At 71.3% G+C, this 17,141-nt stretch carries 19 protein-coding genes and 1 pseudogene; 8 read left to right on the forward strand and 12 right to left on the reverse strand.

Features of this window, described 5'->3' with window-relative positions:
- Window positions 1–6 precede the first annotated feature (6 nt).
- Window positions 7–741 (reverse strand): phosphotransferase enzyme family protein, encoded by a 735-nt coding sequence (locus CIK81_RS02965; RefSeq protein WP_096164827.1) that lies wholly within the window; start codon window positions 739–741, stop codon window positions 7–9.
- Complete coding sequence (locus tag CIK81_RS02970) at window positions 734–1,408, reverse strand: HAD family hydrolase (RefSeq protein ID WP_096164825.1); 675 nt, start codon at window positions 1,406–1,408, stop codon at window positions 734–736. Before CIK81_RS02970 ends, CIK81_RS02965 begins: the two co-directional genes overlap by 8 nt.
- A 59-nt stretch (window positions 1,409–1,467) precedes the next feature.
- Between CIK81_RS02970 and CIK81_RS02975 the strand changes: the two genes are divergently transcribed.
- Window positions 1,468–2,007, forward strand: coding sequence for a GrpB family protein (locus CIK81_RS02975; protein WP_114355362.1), 540 nt, complete (start codon window positions 1,468–1,470; stop codon window positions 2,005–2,007).
- A gap of 66 nt (window positions 2,008–2,073) precedes the next feature.
- Window positions 2,074–2,319, forward strand: coding sequence for a hypothetical protein (locus CIK81_RS02980; protein ID WP_114355363.1), 246 nt, complete (start codon window positions 2,074–2,076; stop codon window positions 2,317–2,319).
- A gap of 14 nt (window positions 2,320–2,333) precedes the next feature.
- Here the strand turns inward: CIK81_RS02980 and CIK81_RS02985 are convergent, their stop codons facing one another.
- From CIK81_RS02985 to CIK81_RS03005, 5 genes and pseudogenes are all read right to left on the reverse strand, one after another.
- A complete protein-coding gene (locus CIK81_RS02985; RefSeq protein ID WP_241963904.1) occupies window positions 2,334–2,909 on the reverse strand; it encodes a GNAT family N-acetyltransferase in 576 nt (191 codons plus the stop codon).
- A gap of 291 nt (window positions 2,910–3,200) precedes the next feature.
- Window positions 3,201–3,353, reverse strand: a pseudogene (locus tag CIK81_RS18455) (aldo/keto reductase); the annotation flags it as partial.
- A gap of 98 nt (window positions 3,354–3,451) precedes the next feature.
- A complete protein-coding gene (locus CIK81_RS18810; RefSeq protein WP_114355365.1) occupies window positions 3,452–5,584 on the reverse strand; it encodes an isocitrate lyase/phosphoenolpyruvate mutase family protein in 2,133 nt (710 codons plus the stop codon).
- 59 nt (window positions 5,585–5,643) lie between these two features.
- Entirely contained in the window at window positions 5,644–6,219 is a 576-nt protein-coding gene (locus CIK81_RS03000; protein ID WP_114355366.1) for a HEAT repeat domain-containing protein, read from the reverse strand.
- 37 nt (window positions 6,220–6,256) lie between these two features.
- A complete protein-coding gene (locus tag CIK81_RS03005; protein ID WP_114355367.1) occupies window positions 6,257–7,243 on the reverse strand; it encodes a hypothetical protein in 987 nt (328 codons plus the stop codon).
- A 99-nt stretch (window positions 7,244–7,342) separates the two neighbouring features.
- On the opposite strand from CIK81_RS03005, the gene CIK81_RS03010 reads away from it, so the two are divergent.
- A complete protein-coding gene (locus tag CIK81_RS03010) occupies window positions 7,343–8,167 on the forward strand; it encodes a sugar phosphate isomerase/epimerase (RefSeq protein ID WP_096197966.1) in 825 nt (274 codons plus the stop codon).
- Between the two features lie 12 nt (window positions 8,168–8,179).
- On the opposite strand, the gene CIK81_RS03015 is transcribed toward CIK81_RS03010, so the two are convergent.
- From CIK81_RS03015 to CIK81_RS03030, 4 genes are all read right to left on the reverse strand, one after another.
- A complete protein-coding gene (locus CIK81_RS03015; RefSeq protein ID WP_114304912.1) occupies window positions 8,180–9,028 on the reverse strand; it encodes an aldo/keto reductase in 849 nt (282 codons plus the stop codon).
- Between the two features lie 79 nt (window positions 9,029–9,107).
- The gene (locus CIK81_RS03020) at window positions 9,108–10,400 is read right to left on the reverse strand and encodes an MFS transporter (RefSeq protein ID WP_114304911.1); all 1,293 of its coding nucleotides are present in this window, start codon (window positions 10,398–10,400) and stop codon (window positions 9,108–9,110) included.
- On the reverse strand, window positions 10,397–11,068 hold the full coding sequence (locus CIK81_RS03025) for a GntR family transcriptional regulator (protein ID WP_096164811.1): 672 nt from the start codon (window positions 11,066–11,068) through the stop codon (window positions 10,397–10,399). Before CIK81_RS03025 ends, CIK81_RS03020 begins: the two co-directional genes overlap by 4 nt.
- 100 nt (window positions 11,069–11,168) lie before the next feature.
- Complete coding sequence (locus CIK81_RS03030; RefSeq protein WP_096197956.1) at window positions 11,169–11,783, reverse strand: TIGR00730 family Rossman fold protein; 615 nt, start codon at window positions 11,781–11,783, stop codon at window positions 11,169–11,171.
- Window positions 11,784–11,977: 194 nt separating this feature from the next.
- Between CIK81_RS03030 and CIK81_RS03035 the strand changes: the two genes are divergently transcribed.
- The 3 genes from CIK81_RS03035 to CIK81_RS03045 are packed head-to-tail and all read left to right on the forward strand — an operon-like array spanning window position 11,978 to window position 14,564.
- On the forward strand, window positions 11,978–12,895 hold the full coding sequence (locus tag CIK81_RS03035; RefSeq protein WP_096197955.1) for a metal ABC transporter substrate-binding protein: 918 nt from the start codon (window positions 11,978–11,980) through the stop codon (window positions 12,893–12,895).
- Entirely contained in the window at window positions 12,892–13,641 is a 750-nt protein-coding gene (locus CIK81_RS03040) for a metal ABC transporter ATP-binding protein (protein ID WP_096164807.1), read from the forward strand. Before CIK81_RS03035 ends, CIK81_RS03040 begins: the two co-directional genes overlap by 4 nt.
- Window positions 13,638–14,564: a metal ABC transporter permease gene (locus tag CIK81_RS03045; RefSeq protein ID WP_096164805.1), complete on the forward strand. Its 927-nt coding sequence runs from the start codon at window positions 13,638–13,640 to the stop codon at window positions 14,562–14,564. The genes CIK81_RS03040 and CIK81_RS03045 overlap by 4 nt, the downstream gene beginning before the upstream one ends.
- Here the strand turns inward: CIK81_RS03045 and CIK81_RS03050 are convergent.
- Window positions 14,559–15,260: a metal-dependent transcriptional regulator gene (locus CIK81_RS03050; RefSeq protein WP_114304910.1), complete on the reverse strand. Its 702-nt coding sequence runs from the start codon at window positions 15,258–15,260 to the stop codon at window positions 14,559–14,561. The genes CIK81_RS03045 and CIK81_RS03050 overlap by 6 nt on opposite strands.
- A gap of 133 nt (window positions 15,261–15,393) precedes the next feature.
- Between CIK81_RS03050 and CIK81_RS03055 the strand changes: the two genes are divergently transcribed.
- Together CIK81_RS03055 and CIK81_RS03060 are read left to right on the forward strand one after the other, a co-directional pair.
- A complete protein-coding gene (locus CIK81_RS03055) occupies window positions 15,394–15,885 on the forward strand; it encodes a GNAT family N-acetyltransferase (RefSeq protein ID WP_114304909.1) in 492 nt (163 codons plus the stop codon).
- A 240-nt stretch (window positions 15,886–16,125) separates the two neighbouring features.
- Window positions 16,126–17,103, forward strand: coding sequence for a LysR family transcriptional regulator (locus CIK81_RS03060; RefSeq protein WP_114304908.1), 978 nt, complete (start codon window positions 16,126–16,128; stop codon window positions 17,101–17,103).
- The last annotated feature ends 38 nt before the right edge of the window (window positions 17,104–17,141 follow it).

Here is a 17,141-nt window from a genome sequence, read left to right on the forward strand (position 1 = left end):
GTGCGGTCAGGCGGGGAACGCTCGTCGGCCTGCGCTTCGCAAGGCGTCGAGGTCGTGACGCCAGCGCGTCGGCCACTCCTGCGCCACCCAGCTCGCATGGGGCTCGTGACCGCGCTCGCCGAGCCACTCCGCCTCGTCGATCGCCAGCTCGTGACGGCGCACTGCGGCGTCGACGATGTCGAGCGGTGCGGACCAGCCGTACCCCTCCAGCAGTGCCTCGGCGCGCTCCCGGCGACGCGCCTGCTCGGTCGCGGAGGGTTGGCCGTCCCGCGGAACAGCGTTGAGGGGGATCGTCCACAGGAGCGCATAGGCGAGGTCGTCGAAGGGGTCGCCCGGCCGGGCAGCGTCCCAGTCGAACAGGCCCGCCGCCCGCCCATCGAGCCAGGCGACGTTCCCAGGCTTCGGATCGCCGTGGCAGATGATCGTTCCGGGGCTGTGGGGAACCGACCACTGTGCTTCGGTGGGTGGGAGCCACGCCCGGGTGGCGTCGTGGACCGCGCGCAGGAGGCGGCCCATCGACCGTGCACCATCGGCCGGGACACCGTCCGGCCAGGCTTCGTCGCCGGCGACACCGGCCACGAGGGTCACGTACTCGAAGCGGTCGTCGATCCCCAGCGGCTCGGGTACGGGGAGGTCCTGCTCGCGCAGATGCCGCAGCAGCGCATGGACGGTCTCGGTCCACGGCTTCCGGGGGCGACGCACCGTCTTCCCGAGGAGGGTGATCTCCCGCGGCTCAGGCATGGCTCCCGTCCGGCCGCGCGGACTCAGCCCGCTCGGTCTCCTCGATCCGGTCTAGGACATCGAGCGTGGTGGTCGCGGAGACCGCCGGCGGCTCATCGCCCGCCCACCGCCTGCCATGGCTGACCCAGCCTGTTCTGCACCCTGCGGCTCTGCCGCCGGAGATGTCCGCCTCCGCGTGGTCACCGACCATCCAGGGGTCTTCTGTGCGGGCCAGTCCTTCGATCGCCGCTGCGAAGATCGTCGGATCGGGCTTCTTGACGCCGATGGCCTCGGAGATGATGACCCGATCGACCACGGCATCCAATCCGGTGACCTGCAGTTTCTGGGTCTGCTGCTCGATCATGCCGTTGGTGACGACCACGAGCGTCGTCCCTGCGGCACGGAGGCCGGCCAGGCGATCCAAAATTCCGCTGTAGCAGCGGACGAAAGGGGCATGGCCGAGCAGGAGGGTCTGCACGAGGTCCTCCCGCGAGGTGGTGAGCCCGAGCCGGTCACGGAGCCCGTCAGCCAGAACCGCCCGGTGCGTGTACCCATGCCCGTCGGCCTTGAGGAGCCAGTTCAGATCCTCCGGCCCCCCGCCGAGCTCGTCGAGGAACTCTGCGGCCCAGCGGGCGAAGGCGTCATCACGGTCGATGAGTGTGTTGTCGAGATCGAGGAGCAGAAGCATCGCCCGAGACTACCTACAGGCCCGCACAGGGAGAGCCCGGCCCCGCGTAGCGTGCAGGTATGAAGGACAGAGCGCACACGGTGGTGGAAATCGTCCCGTACGACGACGGGTGGCCGTCCCGATTCCTTGCGAGCGCGGCGGAGCTGAGCGCTGTGCTTCCGGACGCCGTCATCGAGCACGTCGGCTCCACGAGCGTTCCGGGCCTCTCCTCGAAGGACACCATCGATATCGCGGTCGGCGTGCGCGATGTGGGGACCGTCCTGACCGGGCCGGTGCTTGCAGCTCTGGGGGCAGCGGGCTTCGCCTACATGCCGAGGTCCTTCGCCGACGATCCCGACCATGCCTTCCTCCACCGGATCGTCGACGACCACCGCACGGATCATGTGCACGTCGTGCCCAGCGGCTCGGTCACGTTCACCGACTACCTGCTTTTCCGCGGCTTCCTGAGGGCGGATCCGGATGCGGCGTGCCGCTATGGGGCCGCGAAGCTCGATCTCGCACGGCGATACGCGGACCGCCGTTCCGTCTACGTCGACGAGAAGCAGGCAGTCGTGGATCGGTTGATGGACGAGGCACGTGCCTGGCGCGAACAGCGGTGAGCCGCGTTGTCGGGATGCTGACTCCCTCCCTCTCCACCTCGGCCCGTGACGCTCCTACAGTGAGGCATGGCGAACGACGGAACCTTGCCCCTGACCTGGACCCCGCTGATCGATTCCCTCGATCTCGTCGCACTTCCCGCGGCCGAGGCCGTTCGCGCCGGTGCGGTGCCGAGCGCGGTGCTGATCGATCCCGCGGTGGCCGTGCTCGACGAGGTGCTCATCGGCGGGGGAGTGCGCACGTCGAAGATCCTCGTCCCCGGCCATGAGCTGGCCGAGCTCGCCGGCGCCGAGGTGGTCCCGGTCGCGCTCTGACGCCGGTCGTCCCGTCAGCGCCGGGCGGCCGTGAGCTCTTCCGGACTCAGCGCACGGCTGGCGAAGACCAGCCGCACCGCCTCCGGATCCGGGTTCCCGGCGTCGGGCCCGCGGTCGACGAGCTCCAGCCCGACCCGGCGGGCCACTGCCGCGGAGGGCGCGTTGTGCTCGAGCAGGTAGGCGATCACCGGAAGCGCCGGCCCCTCGGCGTGGGCGCGCGCCACCGCGTGGCGGGCGAGCTCCGTCGCGAAGCCTCGCCCCTGCGCTCGCACCGCGAAGCGGTAGCCGAGGTTCCAGGCGACGCCGTCCAGTGACGAGAGCCCGCCGTAGCCGATGACCTGCGCGCCCCCGCGCTCCCGCACCACCCAGGTGGAGATGCCGTCGCGCTCCCACTCGGCGTCCCACCGCTCCACGGCCTGCGCGGTGCGCTCGATCTCCCGGTGCCGCCCGGAGGGCAGATGCGTCCACACGCGCGGGTCCGACAGGATCGCGAAGAGCTCCGGCACGTCCTCGCGGCGGGGTCGGTGCAGGGTCAGGCGGGACGTCGAGTCCTCGGGCTCGGTCCTTGATAGGGACTCCATATCCGGCATGCCTTGATCGTAGGACGAAGGGCCGACATGCCTAGGATGAAGAGCCTGGACGAAGAGGTCCTATGCCCAAGTCTCCGGTGCTCAGCTGCATATAGACGGTTCGAACCGCTCTCGGTGAGGGGTGCTCCCGAAGGGCACCCGTTCTGCCTGCTCGTCGGCTGAAACGGGCTCACCAGGCGTAGGCCTCCCGGGCCGGTCCGCCCGGACCGAGCGCACCGGGCCGGTGCAGGAGCCACGTCGCAGAAGGCCTCCCGGCGAGGGGCGGGCGCGGGCGGTCTCGTTGGCCTGCCAGATCTCCTCGGTCCAGCCCCTGTGCTCCCTCCCGCCATAGACGTTCGCGGTGTCGAAGAAGGTCACGCCCTGCTCGAGGGCGCGATCCATGATCGCGAAGGCGTCGTCCTCTGTGGGGTGGGGGCCGAAGTTCATGGTGCCGAGGACGAGCCGGCCGGCGGTGCCGCGACGTCGCGACCGGGACCCGCCACGAGGACCCTATGCCCGATGCTCGCTCGCGCAGGAGAACCGATCGGTCCGGCGCGAGGAGGTCAGCGCCAGGTCTTCGTGATCTCGTCGAGGTGGTCGGCCAGAGCGGCCTGCAGCAGCGGGCCGAAGCTCACGCGGCGCACACCGAGCTCCGTGAGTCGCGCGAGATCCAGGCCCTCCGGGATGGAGCCGTTCACCGGGTGGGCGGTGACGTTCAGCGGAGTGCTGACCGCGGCGAGCAGCGCCTTCAGCGTCGCCACGTCCGGCAGCCCGACCGGGTAGAGCGAGTCGGCCCCGGCGCCCTCGAGCAGATTCAGTCGAGTGATCGCCTCGGCCTGACGGTCCGGGATCTGCTCGTCGGTCTTGAACACGTCGGTGCGCCCGTTGATGACCAGATGGACCCCGGCCGCGTCGGCCGCCTGACGGACCCCGGCGATGTAGTCGGCGTGCTCCTGCGCCCCGCGCAGCCGACCCTCCGAGTGCACGGTGTCCTCGATGTTGACGCCGACGGCGCCCGCCTCCAGCACGCGCTCGACGAGCTCGGCAGCTGCGGTGTCGTAGCCGGACTCCACGTCGGCCGAGACCGGGACGTCCACGGCGCGGGCCACCCGGGCGATGCCTGCGAGGGCGTCCTCGAGGCTCATGTCCTCGCCGTCGCCGGCGCCGACGGAGTTCGCGACGGGGTGGCTGCCGACGGTGAGCGCCTCGAAACCTGCGGAGACGGCGGCCTGGGCGGACCAGGCATCCCACACGGTGGGCAGCACCACCGGAGTCGAACGGTGGTGCAGGGCGAGAAGAGAATCGGCGCGTTCGCTCAGTGAGGTCATGGGGCCATCCCACTCGGGAACACCGGGTTGGTCAAGGGGACCGCACGCGGCCCGTGCCCGCCGCAGGTGACCTGGCGCGTCGTAGAGCGCGAGCTCGTCGGCGGTCGGAGCCTGGAACAGGGCCCGGTACTCGGTGATCTGCTCGCGGTGCAGCGGCGGATCCTCGAGGTTCCGTGCGTTCACCCGGTGCCATAGCTCGTCATCAGAGGCGTCCAGGAACCGCAGCTCGACGCGGGCGCCGAGCGCCCGGGCTCCCTCGCGCAGACGGTCGCGCTCCGTGCGTCCCCAGGTGCCCCACTCGACGACCACGCTCACGCCCTGCGCGAGCAGTTCCTGGCCGACCTGCCATTGCAGCTGCTCGATGCGGTCGCGCAGCCCCTCGTCCCACAGCGATCTGCCGAGCTGCGCCATCCAGTCGTCGGCGCTGAGGCGCGACGCGCCCGTGGCCTCGATGATCCTGTTCGCCTCGGTGGTCTTCCCACTGCCGGGCAACCCGCAGAGGATCGTGAGCGTCGGCCGGGACGTCTCCGGCCTGCGGCGATGTGCCATGAGCGCGCGCACCTGCTGCAGCCAGCCGATGCCCAGCAGCTCCCCGTCCGGCAGGGTGTCCTCGCGGTCCCAGCGCCAGGTGGTCGCCAGCGCCTTCGTGAGGATCCGGCAGTCCTCGAGCAGTTCGAGATCGCTCTCCGGGTAATGGGCCGCGACGGCTGCCGGGGCATGAGCGAGGTCGAACTCGACAGGGCCCGTGCAGCAGGTCTCGAGGTCGATGAACAACGGGCCCTGTGCGGTGTCGAGCACGTTGCCGGGATGGGGCTCCCCGTGCAGGAGCTGTTGGCACTGGTGGGCGAGTCGGTCGATCTCCGCACCGAGCTGCGCCAGGGCCCCGCGCAAGAAGCTGCGATCCGCGCTGGGCAGCCGCGGAGTTCGCTCGGGATCGTCGAGGAGCGCGATCGCGTGGGCGACGCGGGTCGAGAAGTGCGGGGCGTCGAGATCGGTGCGGCGCATCGCAGCGTGCAGGCGCACGAGGGCGCCCGCAAACTCCTCGGGCGGGAGCTCGGGACGCGACGGCGGATAGTGGGTCCACAGGGTGATCTCGAAGCCGTCGCGGACGTGCACCTGCGGCGGGGTGCGTGGATCGAGAGGGCCGACGGGAGCGCCGGCCTCGGCGAGGCGCAGCGCTCGATCGATCTCGATCTGCGCCCCGCCCTGCTCGAGCCGTCCGACGCGCGCGACGAGATCGCAGGGCAGCAGGTGCACGGTGAGGCGATTGGAGTCGTGGAGGTCGACGACGTCGTCGACGTGAAGGCCGAGGGACCGCGCCAGTTCGGCGGCGGCTCGACGGGCGCGGGTGGCCGCTGCGGTGTGCACGCATCGACAGTAGGTCCGGCGCTCCGGACGTGCAATGGGGTTCGGGGCGGTGACCGCGGTCAGCTGAGCGGCCGGTCGAGACGGGCTTCGATCTGATCGACCGCTCGTTCTGCGGCGCGCACGACGCTCGGGTCCTCATGGTGGAGGGCCGAGAGGACCGCGGGAACCTGCTCGATCTCGCCGACGACGGCAAGGGCGCGCAGAGCCGCGACCCGCACGCGCGGCACGGCGTCGCTCTGCGCGCAGCGGGCGCACTCGGGGGCCGCGCTGACCACCTCGTAACGGGCGGCGATCTTCGCGCACATCTCCCGGACTCTCCAGGCCTCGTCGCGGAGCCCCGATATGACGGCGGACATCGCCACCGGGTCCCAGGCGTGCAGCAGGGTGCGAGCTGCCCAGGTCCGGGGCCAGTGGTCGAGCCCACGGGAGCTCCAGCCGGCGGGATCGCCCCACGCCGCCCACGCTCGTCCGGCGATCCAGCGGGGGTCATGGAGGTCCTGATCGACGAGGTCGAGCTCGCCGGTCAGGATCTCGGCGCACCAGTGCGCGAGTTCCTGCGTGCCCAGCGCCTGAGCGGCCGCCCGGGCCCTGTCCTGGGGCGTCGCGCTCTCGGCGTCCTCCACGTCGGGGATCATGGCACCAAGGGTATGCGCGACGCCTCGACGCCGCCGGTCAGCGTCGCAGCCGCTCGGCCAGCGGTACTGCGTCGAGCGGAATCTGCGCTGCGGGCAGCGGGATCGGTGTCGGCCCGCCCGGGACGGGGATCCCGACGATCGCGGTCCAGGTGTCCTCGGGATGCGGGGGAGGGCCGGGCAGGTCGCGCATCATCGCCGACTCCAGCGTTTCGGTGACGTGCGAGTCGATCAGCAGCACGTCCTCGTCGGCGCTGCGGTCGATGACCGCCGCGACGCAGGCCTCCATGTCCTCCCGGGCCGTCGGCCCTTCGTGCGGACGCGACTCCATGGAGATCTCGATGCCGCCATCGGGCTCCGGCGGCCAGGCGAGAGCCTGCGCAGCGATCGCTCCGTCGCGCAGCAGCACCACGCTGCGGTCGGGATCGAAGCTGCCGGCGCCGCCCGGTGCGAAGTCCGGAGCGTTCTCCGCCCGCAGCTCAGCCGGTGCGGCGGCCGGGGACCAGCGGGCGTGCTGGGCGGTGTAGTGCTCGACGTAGAGATCCAGCATCTCCTGTCGTCGTGCATCGTCGATGGGGGTGGCGTGGAGGCCGTCGGGTGTCGTGCGGTGCGCCGCCGCCCAGGTGCGCATCGCCTCGTCGACCACGTAGCGCCACGGCGGCATGAGCTGCACCAGCACACCGCCGTGGCGGGCGCACAGCTCCAGCAGCTCGGTCTCATGGGTCGCGGGTTTCAAGCGAAGCGGCAAGCGCGAGACCTCGATCTGCGCCTCGAGCAGCGCGTCGGCGATCTCGGCCCATGAGTGCTCGCCTCGGGCCTCCTCGGCCACCTCGAGCACGAGGCTGCGGGAGTCGGGATGGAAGCTGTTGTCGATGCCTCGACAATGCCCGAGCACTCGACCCGAGCTGTCGGTCGCGACCACGGAACGGCAGTTGTCCCCCTCGCGCCAGCGGTCCGGGAGCAGATCGTCGAAGGACGAATCCGCGGTATCGGCGGACGTAGCGGGGCGGGTGGTCATCGGCGACATGGGCCTACGCTAACTGGCGGGCACCACGGCCCGGTGCGACATGATGGTCCGGTGCCGCACGGCGACGCCGCCCTCGCCACCTCGATCACAGGAGATCCCATGGCCCACACGCTCGATCCCACCAAGGCCCTGCACACCTGGTCCGTGTTCCGGACGATGGGGCGTTTCGTCGCGCCGGGTTCTGCGCCCTCGGGCGTGCTGACCGAGAACACCTCCGGTGGCGGTCTGGACCTGCTCGAGCTGCCCGGGCAGCTCGCGGAGCACGGCTTCGCCAGCGCGCAGCTGTGCCACTTCTACCTGCCTCGCACCGAGTCCGCCTACCTCGCCGAGGTGCGCGACGCCTTCGACACTGCGGGCGTCGACCTCGAGTGCTTCCTCGTGGACGACGGGGACGTGCTCCACCCCGATAACGGAGAACAGCAGCAGCGCTGGTTGTCGGGCTGGATCGACGTCGCCGAGCAGCTCGGTGCCCCTCGGGTGCGGGTGCCTGCCGGGGACCAGGCCCCGTCGGACGAGACGATCGCGCTCAGTGCGCGCCGGCTCCGCGCCCTCGCGGCGGAGCACCAGGGCATCCGGGTGATCACCGAGAACTGGAAGTCGCTGCTGATCGACGCGGACGTCACGCAGCGGCTCTTCGAGCAGCTCGAGGGCGAGGTCGGCCTGCTCATCGACACCGGCAACTGGACCGGAGAGGACAAGTACGACCAGATCGCGGCCGTGGCCGGGCGGGCGGAGTGCTCCCAGGTCAAAGCCCGCGAATCCGCCCCGGGCGTGCTCGACGCCGTCGACCTCACCCGCGCGCTCACCGTGCTGCGCGACGTCGGCTACGCGGGCCGGATCTCATACGTCTACGCCGGCACGGACGACGACGAGTGGGGCCGACTCGACGAGATGCACGCGATCGCGCGCACCGTCACCGGCTGACGGAAGGCACGCTCACCACTCCTCGTGCTCGCGCGAGTCCCAGGCCTTCTCCTCGCCGCGGTCCAGACTCGCCAGGAGATGGCGGTCCTCGTCGTCGAGATGGAGCGCTGCGAGGTCGAGGTTCAGGCGCTGCCGGCCCGGATCGGAGGAGCGGGGGATCACGACGATCTCCCGGTCCACGGCCCAGCGCAGCGCGACCTGCGCGACGGAGACGTCGTGCTTCGCGGCGACCGTGCGCAGCGCGAACTGCTCGGAGAGGCCGTCCCGGGTGCCGAGCGGACCCCACGCCTCGGTGACGATGCCGTGCTCGCGGTGGAACGCGTCCGGCTCCTGGCGGGGGAGGGCCAGGGAGAGCTGGATCTGGTTGATCTCGGGCCACTGCCCGGTCTCGTCGAAGAGCTCCTGGAGCTGCTCGGGCCGGAAGTTGGAGACGCCGGCGTGGGTGACGAGGCCTTCGGTCCGCAGGTCCAGCAGAGTGCGCCAGGTGTCGACCATCAGCCCGCGCGAGGGGTTCGGCCAATGGATCAGGGCGATGCCCACGCTCTTCAGCCCCAGGCGGCGAAGGGACTCGAGGATCCCGGTGCGGGCGGCCTCCCGGCCGTGATCGCCGCCGGCGACCTTCGTGGTCACGAGCACCTCGGCGGGATCCACGCCGCTGCGGCGCACGGCCTCACCCACGGCCGTCTCGTTCCCGTACTGGGCGGCCGTGTCCAGCAGCCGATAGCCGGTGCGCAGTGCGGAGACGATCACTTCGACCCCGGCGGGGCCCTGGGCGCCGCCGGTGCCGAAGCCGATCAGCGGGATCGGGGAGCCGTCGGCGAAGGCTGTGGTGGGGACCTCGGGGGATGCGGGGCTGCTCATGGTGATGGCCTCCTGGCCGATGCAGTGCGAGGAATGCGGTTGCACACACACTACGGCGAGGCGGCTGCGTCGGCGAGGGTCAGCGGCTGAGGGTGAGGTCCTCGGCCGGCGAGGGCGCCCCCTCGAGAACGTCGTCGGCCTCGTCGGCCTCGTCGATCTCGACCGGTGCCGCCGTGCGGGGCGGGCGGCGCAGCCCGATGCCGACCGTGCTCAGGCAGAGCGCGCAGATCACGGCGACGATCACGAGCCCGCCGGTGTACGACAGCACCGGGGTGAGGGCGGCCAGGATCGTGGGCAGCAGGAAGCCGAGGTAGGACAGCGAGTAGTAGACGCCCGTGATCCCGGCGAGGTCCCGCGGGGACGCGAGCGACTGGGCGATGATCAGCCCGGAGACCACGCACACGCCGTAGGACGCACCGAGCAGCGCGGCCACCGCGACGACCAGCACGGGATCGTGCAGGTCGCTCGCGACCGCGGCCAGGACCATCCCGACGGTCATGCCGCTCATGCCCACCAGCAGCGCGCGGCCACGGGTGAGGCGGTTCAGCAGCCCGACGGCCCCCTGTGCGAGGGCGCCGACGCCGAGGGTGAGCACGGTCAGGCCGGTCGCGTAGATCGTCGCCGAGTCCCCGAGGTGCTCCTCGACGGTGCTGGGCAGGATCGCGTAGGCGACACCGGCGGCGGCGAACACCCAGGGGGCGGCCGGCAGCACGAGACGCACGAAGACCGGGTGCCCGGCCGACGGGACCCGCAGATCGTCGCGCAGGGAGCCGCGGGCTCGCAGCGCGCGCGGCAGGCTCTCCGGCGCGGTGGCCAGGGCCGCCGCCGCGACCAGGCACAGGAGCAGATGGGCGAGGTAGGGCATCTGGCCCGGCAGCGGGACGAACTGGGCGAGCGATCCGGTGACGCCCGCGCCGATCGCGAAGCCGAGGGTGAGCGTCATCGAGGAGCGTCGGGCCCCGGCGGTCGCCGTGGCGGAGGGATCGTGCGGCGGGGCGGAGAGCTCCTTGATCCAGCTCGAGCCGACGGACATGCCCACGCCCACCCCGATCCCGGCGAGGGCGCGCCCGATGCACAGCACCAGGAAGCTGCTCATCCCCGCCGCGAGCAGGGTGCTCGCGACCATGGCGCCGAGCAGGCCCACGATCGCCAGGGGCTTGCGGCCCCAGCGGTCCGAGAGCGCGGCGGCCAGCAGCATGCCGGGGATCAGCCCGACCACGTACATGCCCAGCAGCAGGTTCGCCTGCCACGGCGCGTAGCCACCGACCGTCTCGTACACGTGCAGCAGGGGCGTGAAGTGATTGCCGCCCCAGGCGAGCACGAAGCCCGTCGGGGCCACCCGCAGCCAGGCGGGCACGGGGCGGCGGCTCACGGCATGACCTCGTAGTGCTCGTGACCGGAGGTGAGGTGGTGGTCGATGAGCTCGCGGAAGGTCGCGACGTCCTGCCTGCGGATGGCGTCGGTGAGCTCGACGTGCTCGCGGTGGAGCGCGGCGAGGTCGGCCGACGCAGCGGTGACCGCGAGGCGGGTCAGGCGGACCAGGCGCGGGGCGAGCGTGCGGAGGATCTCGTCGACGACGTGGTTGTCGTCGTGCGCGGCGATCTGCAGGTGGAACGAGTAGTCGTGCAGGACGAAGTCCGTCGGCCGGCCGACGGCGTCCGCCTGGGCGGCGAGGATCGGTTCGAGCCGGCCGAGCAGGCTCTCCCGCAGTGCGTCGTCGCCCACGATGCGGGCGACCGCATGGCTCTCGAGCATCGAGCGCACCGACAGCAGCTCGCGACGCTCCCGTGCCGTGGGGTTCGTGACCAGGGCGCCCTTCTTCGGCACCAGACGCACCAGCCCCCACCTCTCGAGCTGCAGCATCGCCTCGCGGGACGGGGTGCGGCTCGCCCCGTGCCGGGCGGCGACGTCGACCTCGGTGAGCAGGTCGCCGGGATCGATGTCGCCCTCGGCGATCTTCCGGGCCACGGACGCGGCGATGCGATCGGCGATCGGGCGGCTCTCGGGCACGTCGAGCCAGGGCAGTTCGAGGGACTCCATGCGCTCCAGGCTAATGCATGCATCAATGGATGCAACATGGGTGGCGGGCGGAGTGGCGCACCGGACAGGCGTGGTCCAGTCCGCATGCGCCCGCTCGGCTCTACGAGCTGCGCGCCCACTTCCTGGCGGGCGCGGTCCAGGTGCTCAGTGAGGTGACGAGCTGCTCCGGATCGTCGGAGACGATCAGTGACGCACGGAGGTGCTCCGCGAGGAATCCGGCGGACGTCATGGAGTCGAGGGCCGCCAGGAGGGGCTGCCAGTAGCCCGCGATGTCGTACAGGGCCACCGGCTTGTGGTGGATCCCCAGGTGCTGCCAGGTCCAGACCTCGAAGAGCTCCTCGAGCGTGCCCGCACCACCGGGGAGGGCTACGAAGGCATCCCCCAGCTCGGCCATCCGCAGCTTGCGTGAGTGCATGTCCGGCACGACGTCGAGGTGCGTGATCGTTTCATGGGCGATCTCCTCGTCGACCAGCGACTGCGGCATCACGCCGTGCACCTCGCCGCCGGCCTCCATGGCCGCTCCGGCGAGAGTCCCCATGAGCCCCACGCGACCACCGCCGTAGACGATGCCGATCCCTGCCGCTGCGAGTTCGCGGGCGAGCGCCGTCGTCCCGTGTGCGAACACGTCCGAGCTGCCCGTCGCGGAGCCGCTGAAGATCGTGATCATCGACGGAGTTCGCCTCGCCGTGGTCAGGGGGTCTCCGGGTGCGGGCATGGGTTCCTCCAGGGCGTGCGGGGCAGTGGGCGGCGACGAGTGTCGCACAGCCGCCCGCCTCGGCGACGTCGGTTCCGCAGCCTGCGAGACGTCCCGGCGCGCCGGCGGCGGTGGAGGTGTAGCATCTGGCAAGTTCGTGCCGACGAACTATTCAAGGCCGAGATGACGAAGATGACGAAGAGGGGTGTGTTGGAGTGCGTACACAGTGGTGGCGGGCGGCGGGACTGGTGCTCGCCGGGGCCCTCGTGCTCGCTGGGTGCGGTGGCGGATCCCGCGCTGGAGAGGCCGACAGGCCGGTCGTGCTGACCACGTTCACCGTGCTCGCGGACATCGCGCAGAACGTCGCCGGGGACCACCTCGCGGTCGAGTCGATCACCAAGGTCGGGGCGGAGATCCACGGCTACGAACCCACGCCCCGTGACATCGCCAAGGCATCGGAGGCGGACCTCATCGTGGACAACGGCCTGGGCCTCGAGCTGTGGTTCGAGCAGTTCGTGGAGTCCGTGGACGTCCCCCACGTCGTCGTCTCGGAGGGAGTGGACGTCCTGGACATCACCGGTGACGTCGATGCCGGGAAGCCGAATCCGCATGCGTGGATGAGCCCGGTGAACGTGCAGATCTACGTGGACAACATGGTCGAGGCGTTCAGCGAGCTCGATCCCGAGCATGCGACGGACTACGAGGCCAACGGCGAGGAGTACAGGGCCGAGCTCCAGGAGGTGCAGGACGGCCTGGAGGAGGAGCTGGCCGCGCTGCCGGAGAACGAGCGCGCGCTGGTCACCTGCGAGGGGGCGTTCTCCTACCTCGCCCGGGATGCCGGTCTCACGGAGCAGTTCATCTGGCCCGTCAACGCCGAGCAGCAGGCCACTCCGCAGCAGGTCGCCGAAGTGATCGACTACGTCGACTCCCAGGGGGTGCCCGCCGTGTTCTGCGAGTCGACGGTCTCGGACAAACCCATGCAGCAGGTGGTCGAGGCGACCGACGCGGACTTCGGCGGGACGCTCTACGTCGATTCCCTCTCCGGCCCCGACGGCCCGGTGCCCACCTACCTCGATCTCCTCCGGCACGACGCGGACGTCATCGTCGAGGGCCTCTCCGGGAGCGCGGCATGACGGCCGCGATCCACGTGCGGGACGTGACGGTCCGCTACGGCGAGGTGGTCGCGCTGGAGGGCGCGAGCGTCGAGGTCGCCGCCGGGCGCGTGACCGGTCTGGTCGGGATGAACGGCTCGGGGAAGTCGACCCTGTTCAAGGCGATCATGGGCATGGTGCGTCCCGATACGGGCACTGTCCTCATCAATGGTGCGGACACGCGCGCGGCGCGCTCCGGCGGGATCGTCGGCTATGTCCCGCAGAGCGAGGACGTCGACTGGACCTTCCCGGTCTCCGTGCGGGACGTGGTGATGATGGGGCGCTACGGGCTGCAGGGCATCACCCGTCGGCCGAGGGCCGTCGATCGTGCGGCGGTCGAGGAGGCGCTGGCGCGAGTGGAGCTGACCGAGTACGCCCACCGCCAGATCGGGCAGCTCTCCGGCGGGCAGAAGAAGCGGGCCTTCGTGGCGCGGGGCATCGCCCAGGGGGCGCAGGTGCTGCTGCTGGACGAGCCGTTCGCCGGCGTCGACAAGCGCAGCGAGGCCACCATGGTCGCGCTGCTGCGCGAGCTCGCGGCGGAGGGTCGCACGATCCTGGTCTCCACCCATGATCTCCACGCCCTCCCGCAGCTCGCCGACGAGACGGTGCTCCTGCAGCGCAGGGTGCTCTTCCACGGGTCCGTCGCCGAAGCCCTCACCCCGCAGAAGCTCGCGCTCACCTTCGGCCTCGACCCGCTCGGTGCGCTGGGGAAGGACGGTGCCGCATGAGCATCCTCGAGCTGGTGGTCCAGCCGCTGCAGTACGACTTCATGGTGCGCGCCCTGGTCGCGACCGTGGTAGCCGCGATCGTGTGCGCCCTGCTCTCGTGCTGGCTGGTGCTGGTCGGCTGGTCCCTGATGGGCGATGCCGTCTCCCATGCCGTCCTGCCGGGAGTGGTCCTCGCCTACGTCGTCGGCGCACCGTTCGCGGTCGGCGCCCTCGTCTTCGGGCTCCTGGCCGTGGTGCTCATCGGGGTGATCCGCGGGACGAGCCGGGTCAAGGAGGACGCCGCGATCGGCATCGTGTTCACCGCGCTGTTCGCCCTCGGCCTGGTGCTCATCTCCATCACGCCCAGCCAGACCGACCTGAACCACATCATCTTCGGCAACATCCTCGGGGTCTCCCGGGGCGATCTCCTCCAGATCTGCGTGCTGGCCTCGATCGCCTTCGTGCTGCTGCTCCTCAAGCGCCGGGACCTCACGCTCTACGCCTTCGATCCTCTCCACGCCCAGGCGATCGGTCTGTCGCCACGAGCGCTCGGGGCGCTCCTCCTGGGCCTGCTGGCGCTGACCGCCGTGGTCGCACTGCAGGTCGTCGGGGTGATCCTCGTGGTGGCGATGCTCATCGTCCCCGGTGCCACCGCGCATCTGCTCACCGACCGGTTCAGCCGGATGCTCCTCATCGCGCCGGCCGTCTCCGTGGCCTCGTCCGTGGTGGGGATCCTGCTGAGCTACTGGCTGGATGCCTCCTCCGGCGGCCTCGTCGTGCTCGTCCAGAGCGGCGTGTTCGCCCTCGTCCACCTCTTCGAGCCGCGGCGGGGCCTGCTGGGCAGGGTCGTCACCGCGCGCCGACGTCGCGCGCGAGGCAGGAGCGCTGCGGACCCCGCCGAGCCGGGCGCCGCAGAGCCGGACCCTGCGACGAGCAGGTCATGACGCGGAGGAAGTCGCCGAGTCCCCGGTGACCGCGACCCAGACGGAGCTCGTCGCGGACCGTCCCAGCGAGATGCTCGCCGCGGCCCCGGTGACGGCCACCTCGATCGCCTCGGAGAACGGCGCGCCGGGGCGGACGTCGAGCACGGTGCCCACGCCGATGCCCTGCTCAGCGAAGAACGTGAGCAGTCGCGGATCGTCGTCGGAGATCCGCTCCACCTGAGCGCTCGACCCCGCAGGGACGGTCGAGAGCAGCACCGCATCCGGGCGGGCGACCTGCCCGTCGGCGCCGGGGATGGGATCGCCGTGCGGATCGCGCACGGGATGCCCGAGATGCTGATCGATCCGCTCGACCAGGAAGTCGGAGACCGCGTGCTCGAGGTGCTCGGCCTCGTCATGGACCTGATCCCAGCTGTACCCGAGCACCTCGACGAGGAACGTCTCGATCAGGCGGTGGCGGCGCACCATCGCCAGGGCATACTCGTGCCCCTGGGTGCTGAGCCGGATGGCGCCGTACCGCGTGTGCTCGAGCAGGCCCTGCTCGGTCAGCTTCCGCACCGCGTCCGAGACCGTCGACATCTTCACGCCGACGCGAGCGGCGAGGGCGGAGGCGGTGACCGGCTCCTCGGACCATTCCCCCAGGCTCCAGATCGCCTTCAGATAGTTCTGGGTGCTGATGGAGAGTTCGGTGACGGACATGCTCGAACGCTAGCAAACCCTCGAGTTCGCCCACCCGAACTCGAGGGAACGAAGCGATGCTCCTGCTGACGGCCTGCGCAGCTCCCGGGACGACATATGCTCGCCGGGTTCTCGCCATCCTCGGGAGGGGCCCATGCAGATCCTCGACGCGACCGCGGCGCACGCCGCGGGGATCACCGCGGTCTACAACCACGTGGTGCAGCACACCACGGCCATCTGGAACGACGACACCGTGGACGTCCGCAACCGCGCGGACTGGATCGCGGCCCGGCAGCAGGCGGACTTCCCGGTGCTGGTCGCGGTCGACGAGGCGGGCGCCGTGCTGGGCTACGCCAGCTACGGGCCGTGGCGCCCGCACGACGGCTACCGCCACACCGTCGAGCACTCCGTCCACGTGCGCGAGGGACTGCGCGGGCGCGGCATCGGCACCCTGCTGCTGCAGGCCGTCATCGATCGAGCGCGGGCGCAAGGGCGGCACGTGATGATCGCGGGGGTGGATGCGGGCAACGAGGCGTCCCTGCGGATGCACGAGCGCCTGGGTTTCGAGCGCACCGGCGTGCTCCGCGAGGTCGGCACCAAGTTCGGCCGCTGGCTCGACCTCGCGTTCCTGCAGCTGGTGCTCTAGCGGGTCGCGGGCCGGGGGCCGGGGGTCGCAGTTCGCGGTCATCGGGCCGGCGCTGCGTGCGGTCCGGTCGCGCGCGGGCCGGTGGTGACGCCACGTGGCGATATTGCCAGAGCTCGTTGCCATCGGCCCGGCCGTGACGCGGTGAGCGTGGCCACCTGCCCGGCGGCGACGCAGCGAGCCTGACCCGGGCCGGTATCCTCGGCGCAGCATGCGAGGGCGAGCGACGAGCGAGGGAGGGCGATGATCGGCAGCGCCGAGCGGGACGAGGAGGCACTGCCCCCTCCCGCCCGTGGCCGGGGTGTCGCTCCGAGCCTCGGTCAGGTCGAGGCGATGATCGCGGTGATCGACCACGGATCGTTCACCGCTGCCGCCGAGGCCCTGCAGATCTCCCAGCCCTCGCTCTCCCGCCGCATCCATACGCTCGAGGAGGCTCTGGGCCTCCTCCTGTTCGCGCCGCTCGGCCGGCGGATGGAGGTCACGGAGAGCGGCCGCGGCGTGGTCGCGGCCGGCCGTCGGGCCCTGGCGGAGATGGGGTCGATCGAGGCGATGGCCGCCTCCGCCCGCTCCCTGACCACCGGCTCGCTGCGGGTCGCCGGGCTGCCGTCGCTCGTGGCCAGCATCGTCACGGACCTGGTCGGGCGCTTCCACCGAGCGCATCCCGGGGTGCGGGTGGAGGTCTTCACGGTCGACGACGCCGAGGAGCTCTTCGATGCGGTCCGTGTGGGCCGGGCGGATGCCGCCGCCGGGGTCATCGACCGGGTCCCCGCCGACCTCGCCGTGACACCGCTGCCCGCGCAGCAATTCGCCGCCGTGCTCCCCACCGCCGAGGGAGTAGTGGGCGATGATGGGCCGCTGGCCGCCGAGGACCTGGCGGACAGGACCCTCGTGACCCTGCCCCGGGGCACGTCGATCCGTCAGCTCACCGATTCCGTCTACCGGTCCCTGGGGGTCGTCGCATCTCGGGTCATCACGACCACGCAGCGTGACAGCCTGGTGCCGCTCAGCGTCGCGGCCGACGGCCTCACGCTCGTCCCCGAGGTGCTCGCGCGGACCGCCCCTGCGTTCGGGGGCCGTCTGGTCCCGCTCCGCTCACCCGTGCAGCGCTCCATCGGGATCATCCACCGACCCGTCGCGCAGGCCAATCCGGCGCTGCACGGATTGATGGAGCTGATGGAGCCCGTGGAAGGCGACCCACCTGCAGGGACACCGCCCGTATAGCGCCGGTGCATGGGTCGTGCCCCGGGACCTATTGGAGG

The sequence above is a fragment of the Brachybacterium sp. JB7 genome, assembly GCF_003335205.1.
Taxonomy (GTDB): Bacteria; Actinomycetota; Actinomycetes; order Actinomycetales; family Dermabacteraceae; genus Brachybacterium; species Brachybacterium alimentarium.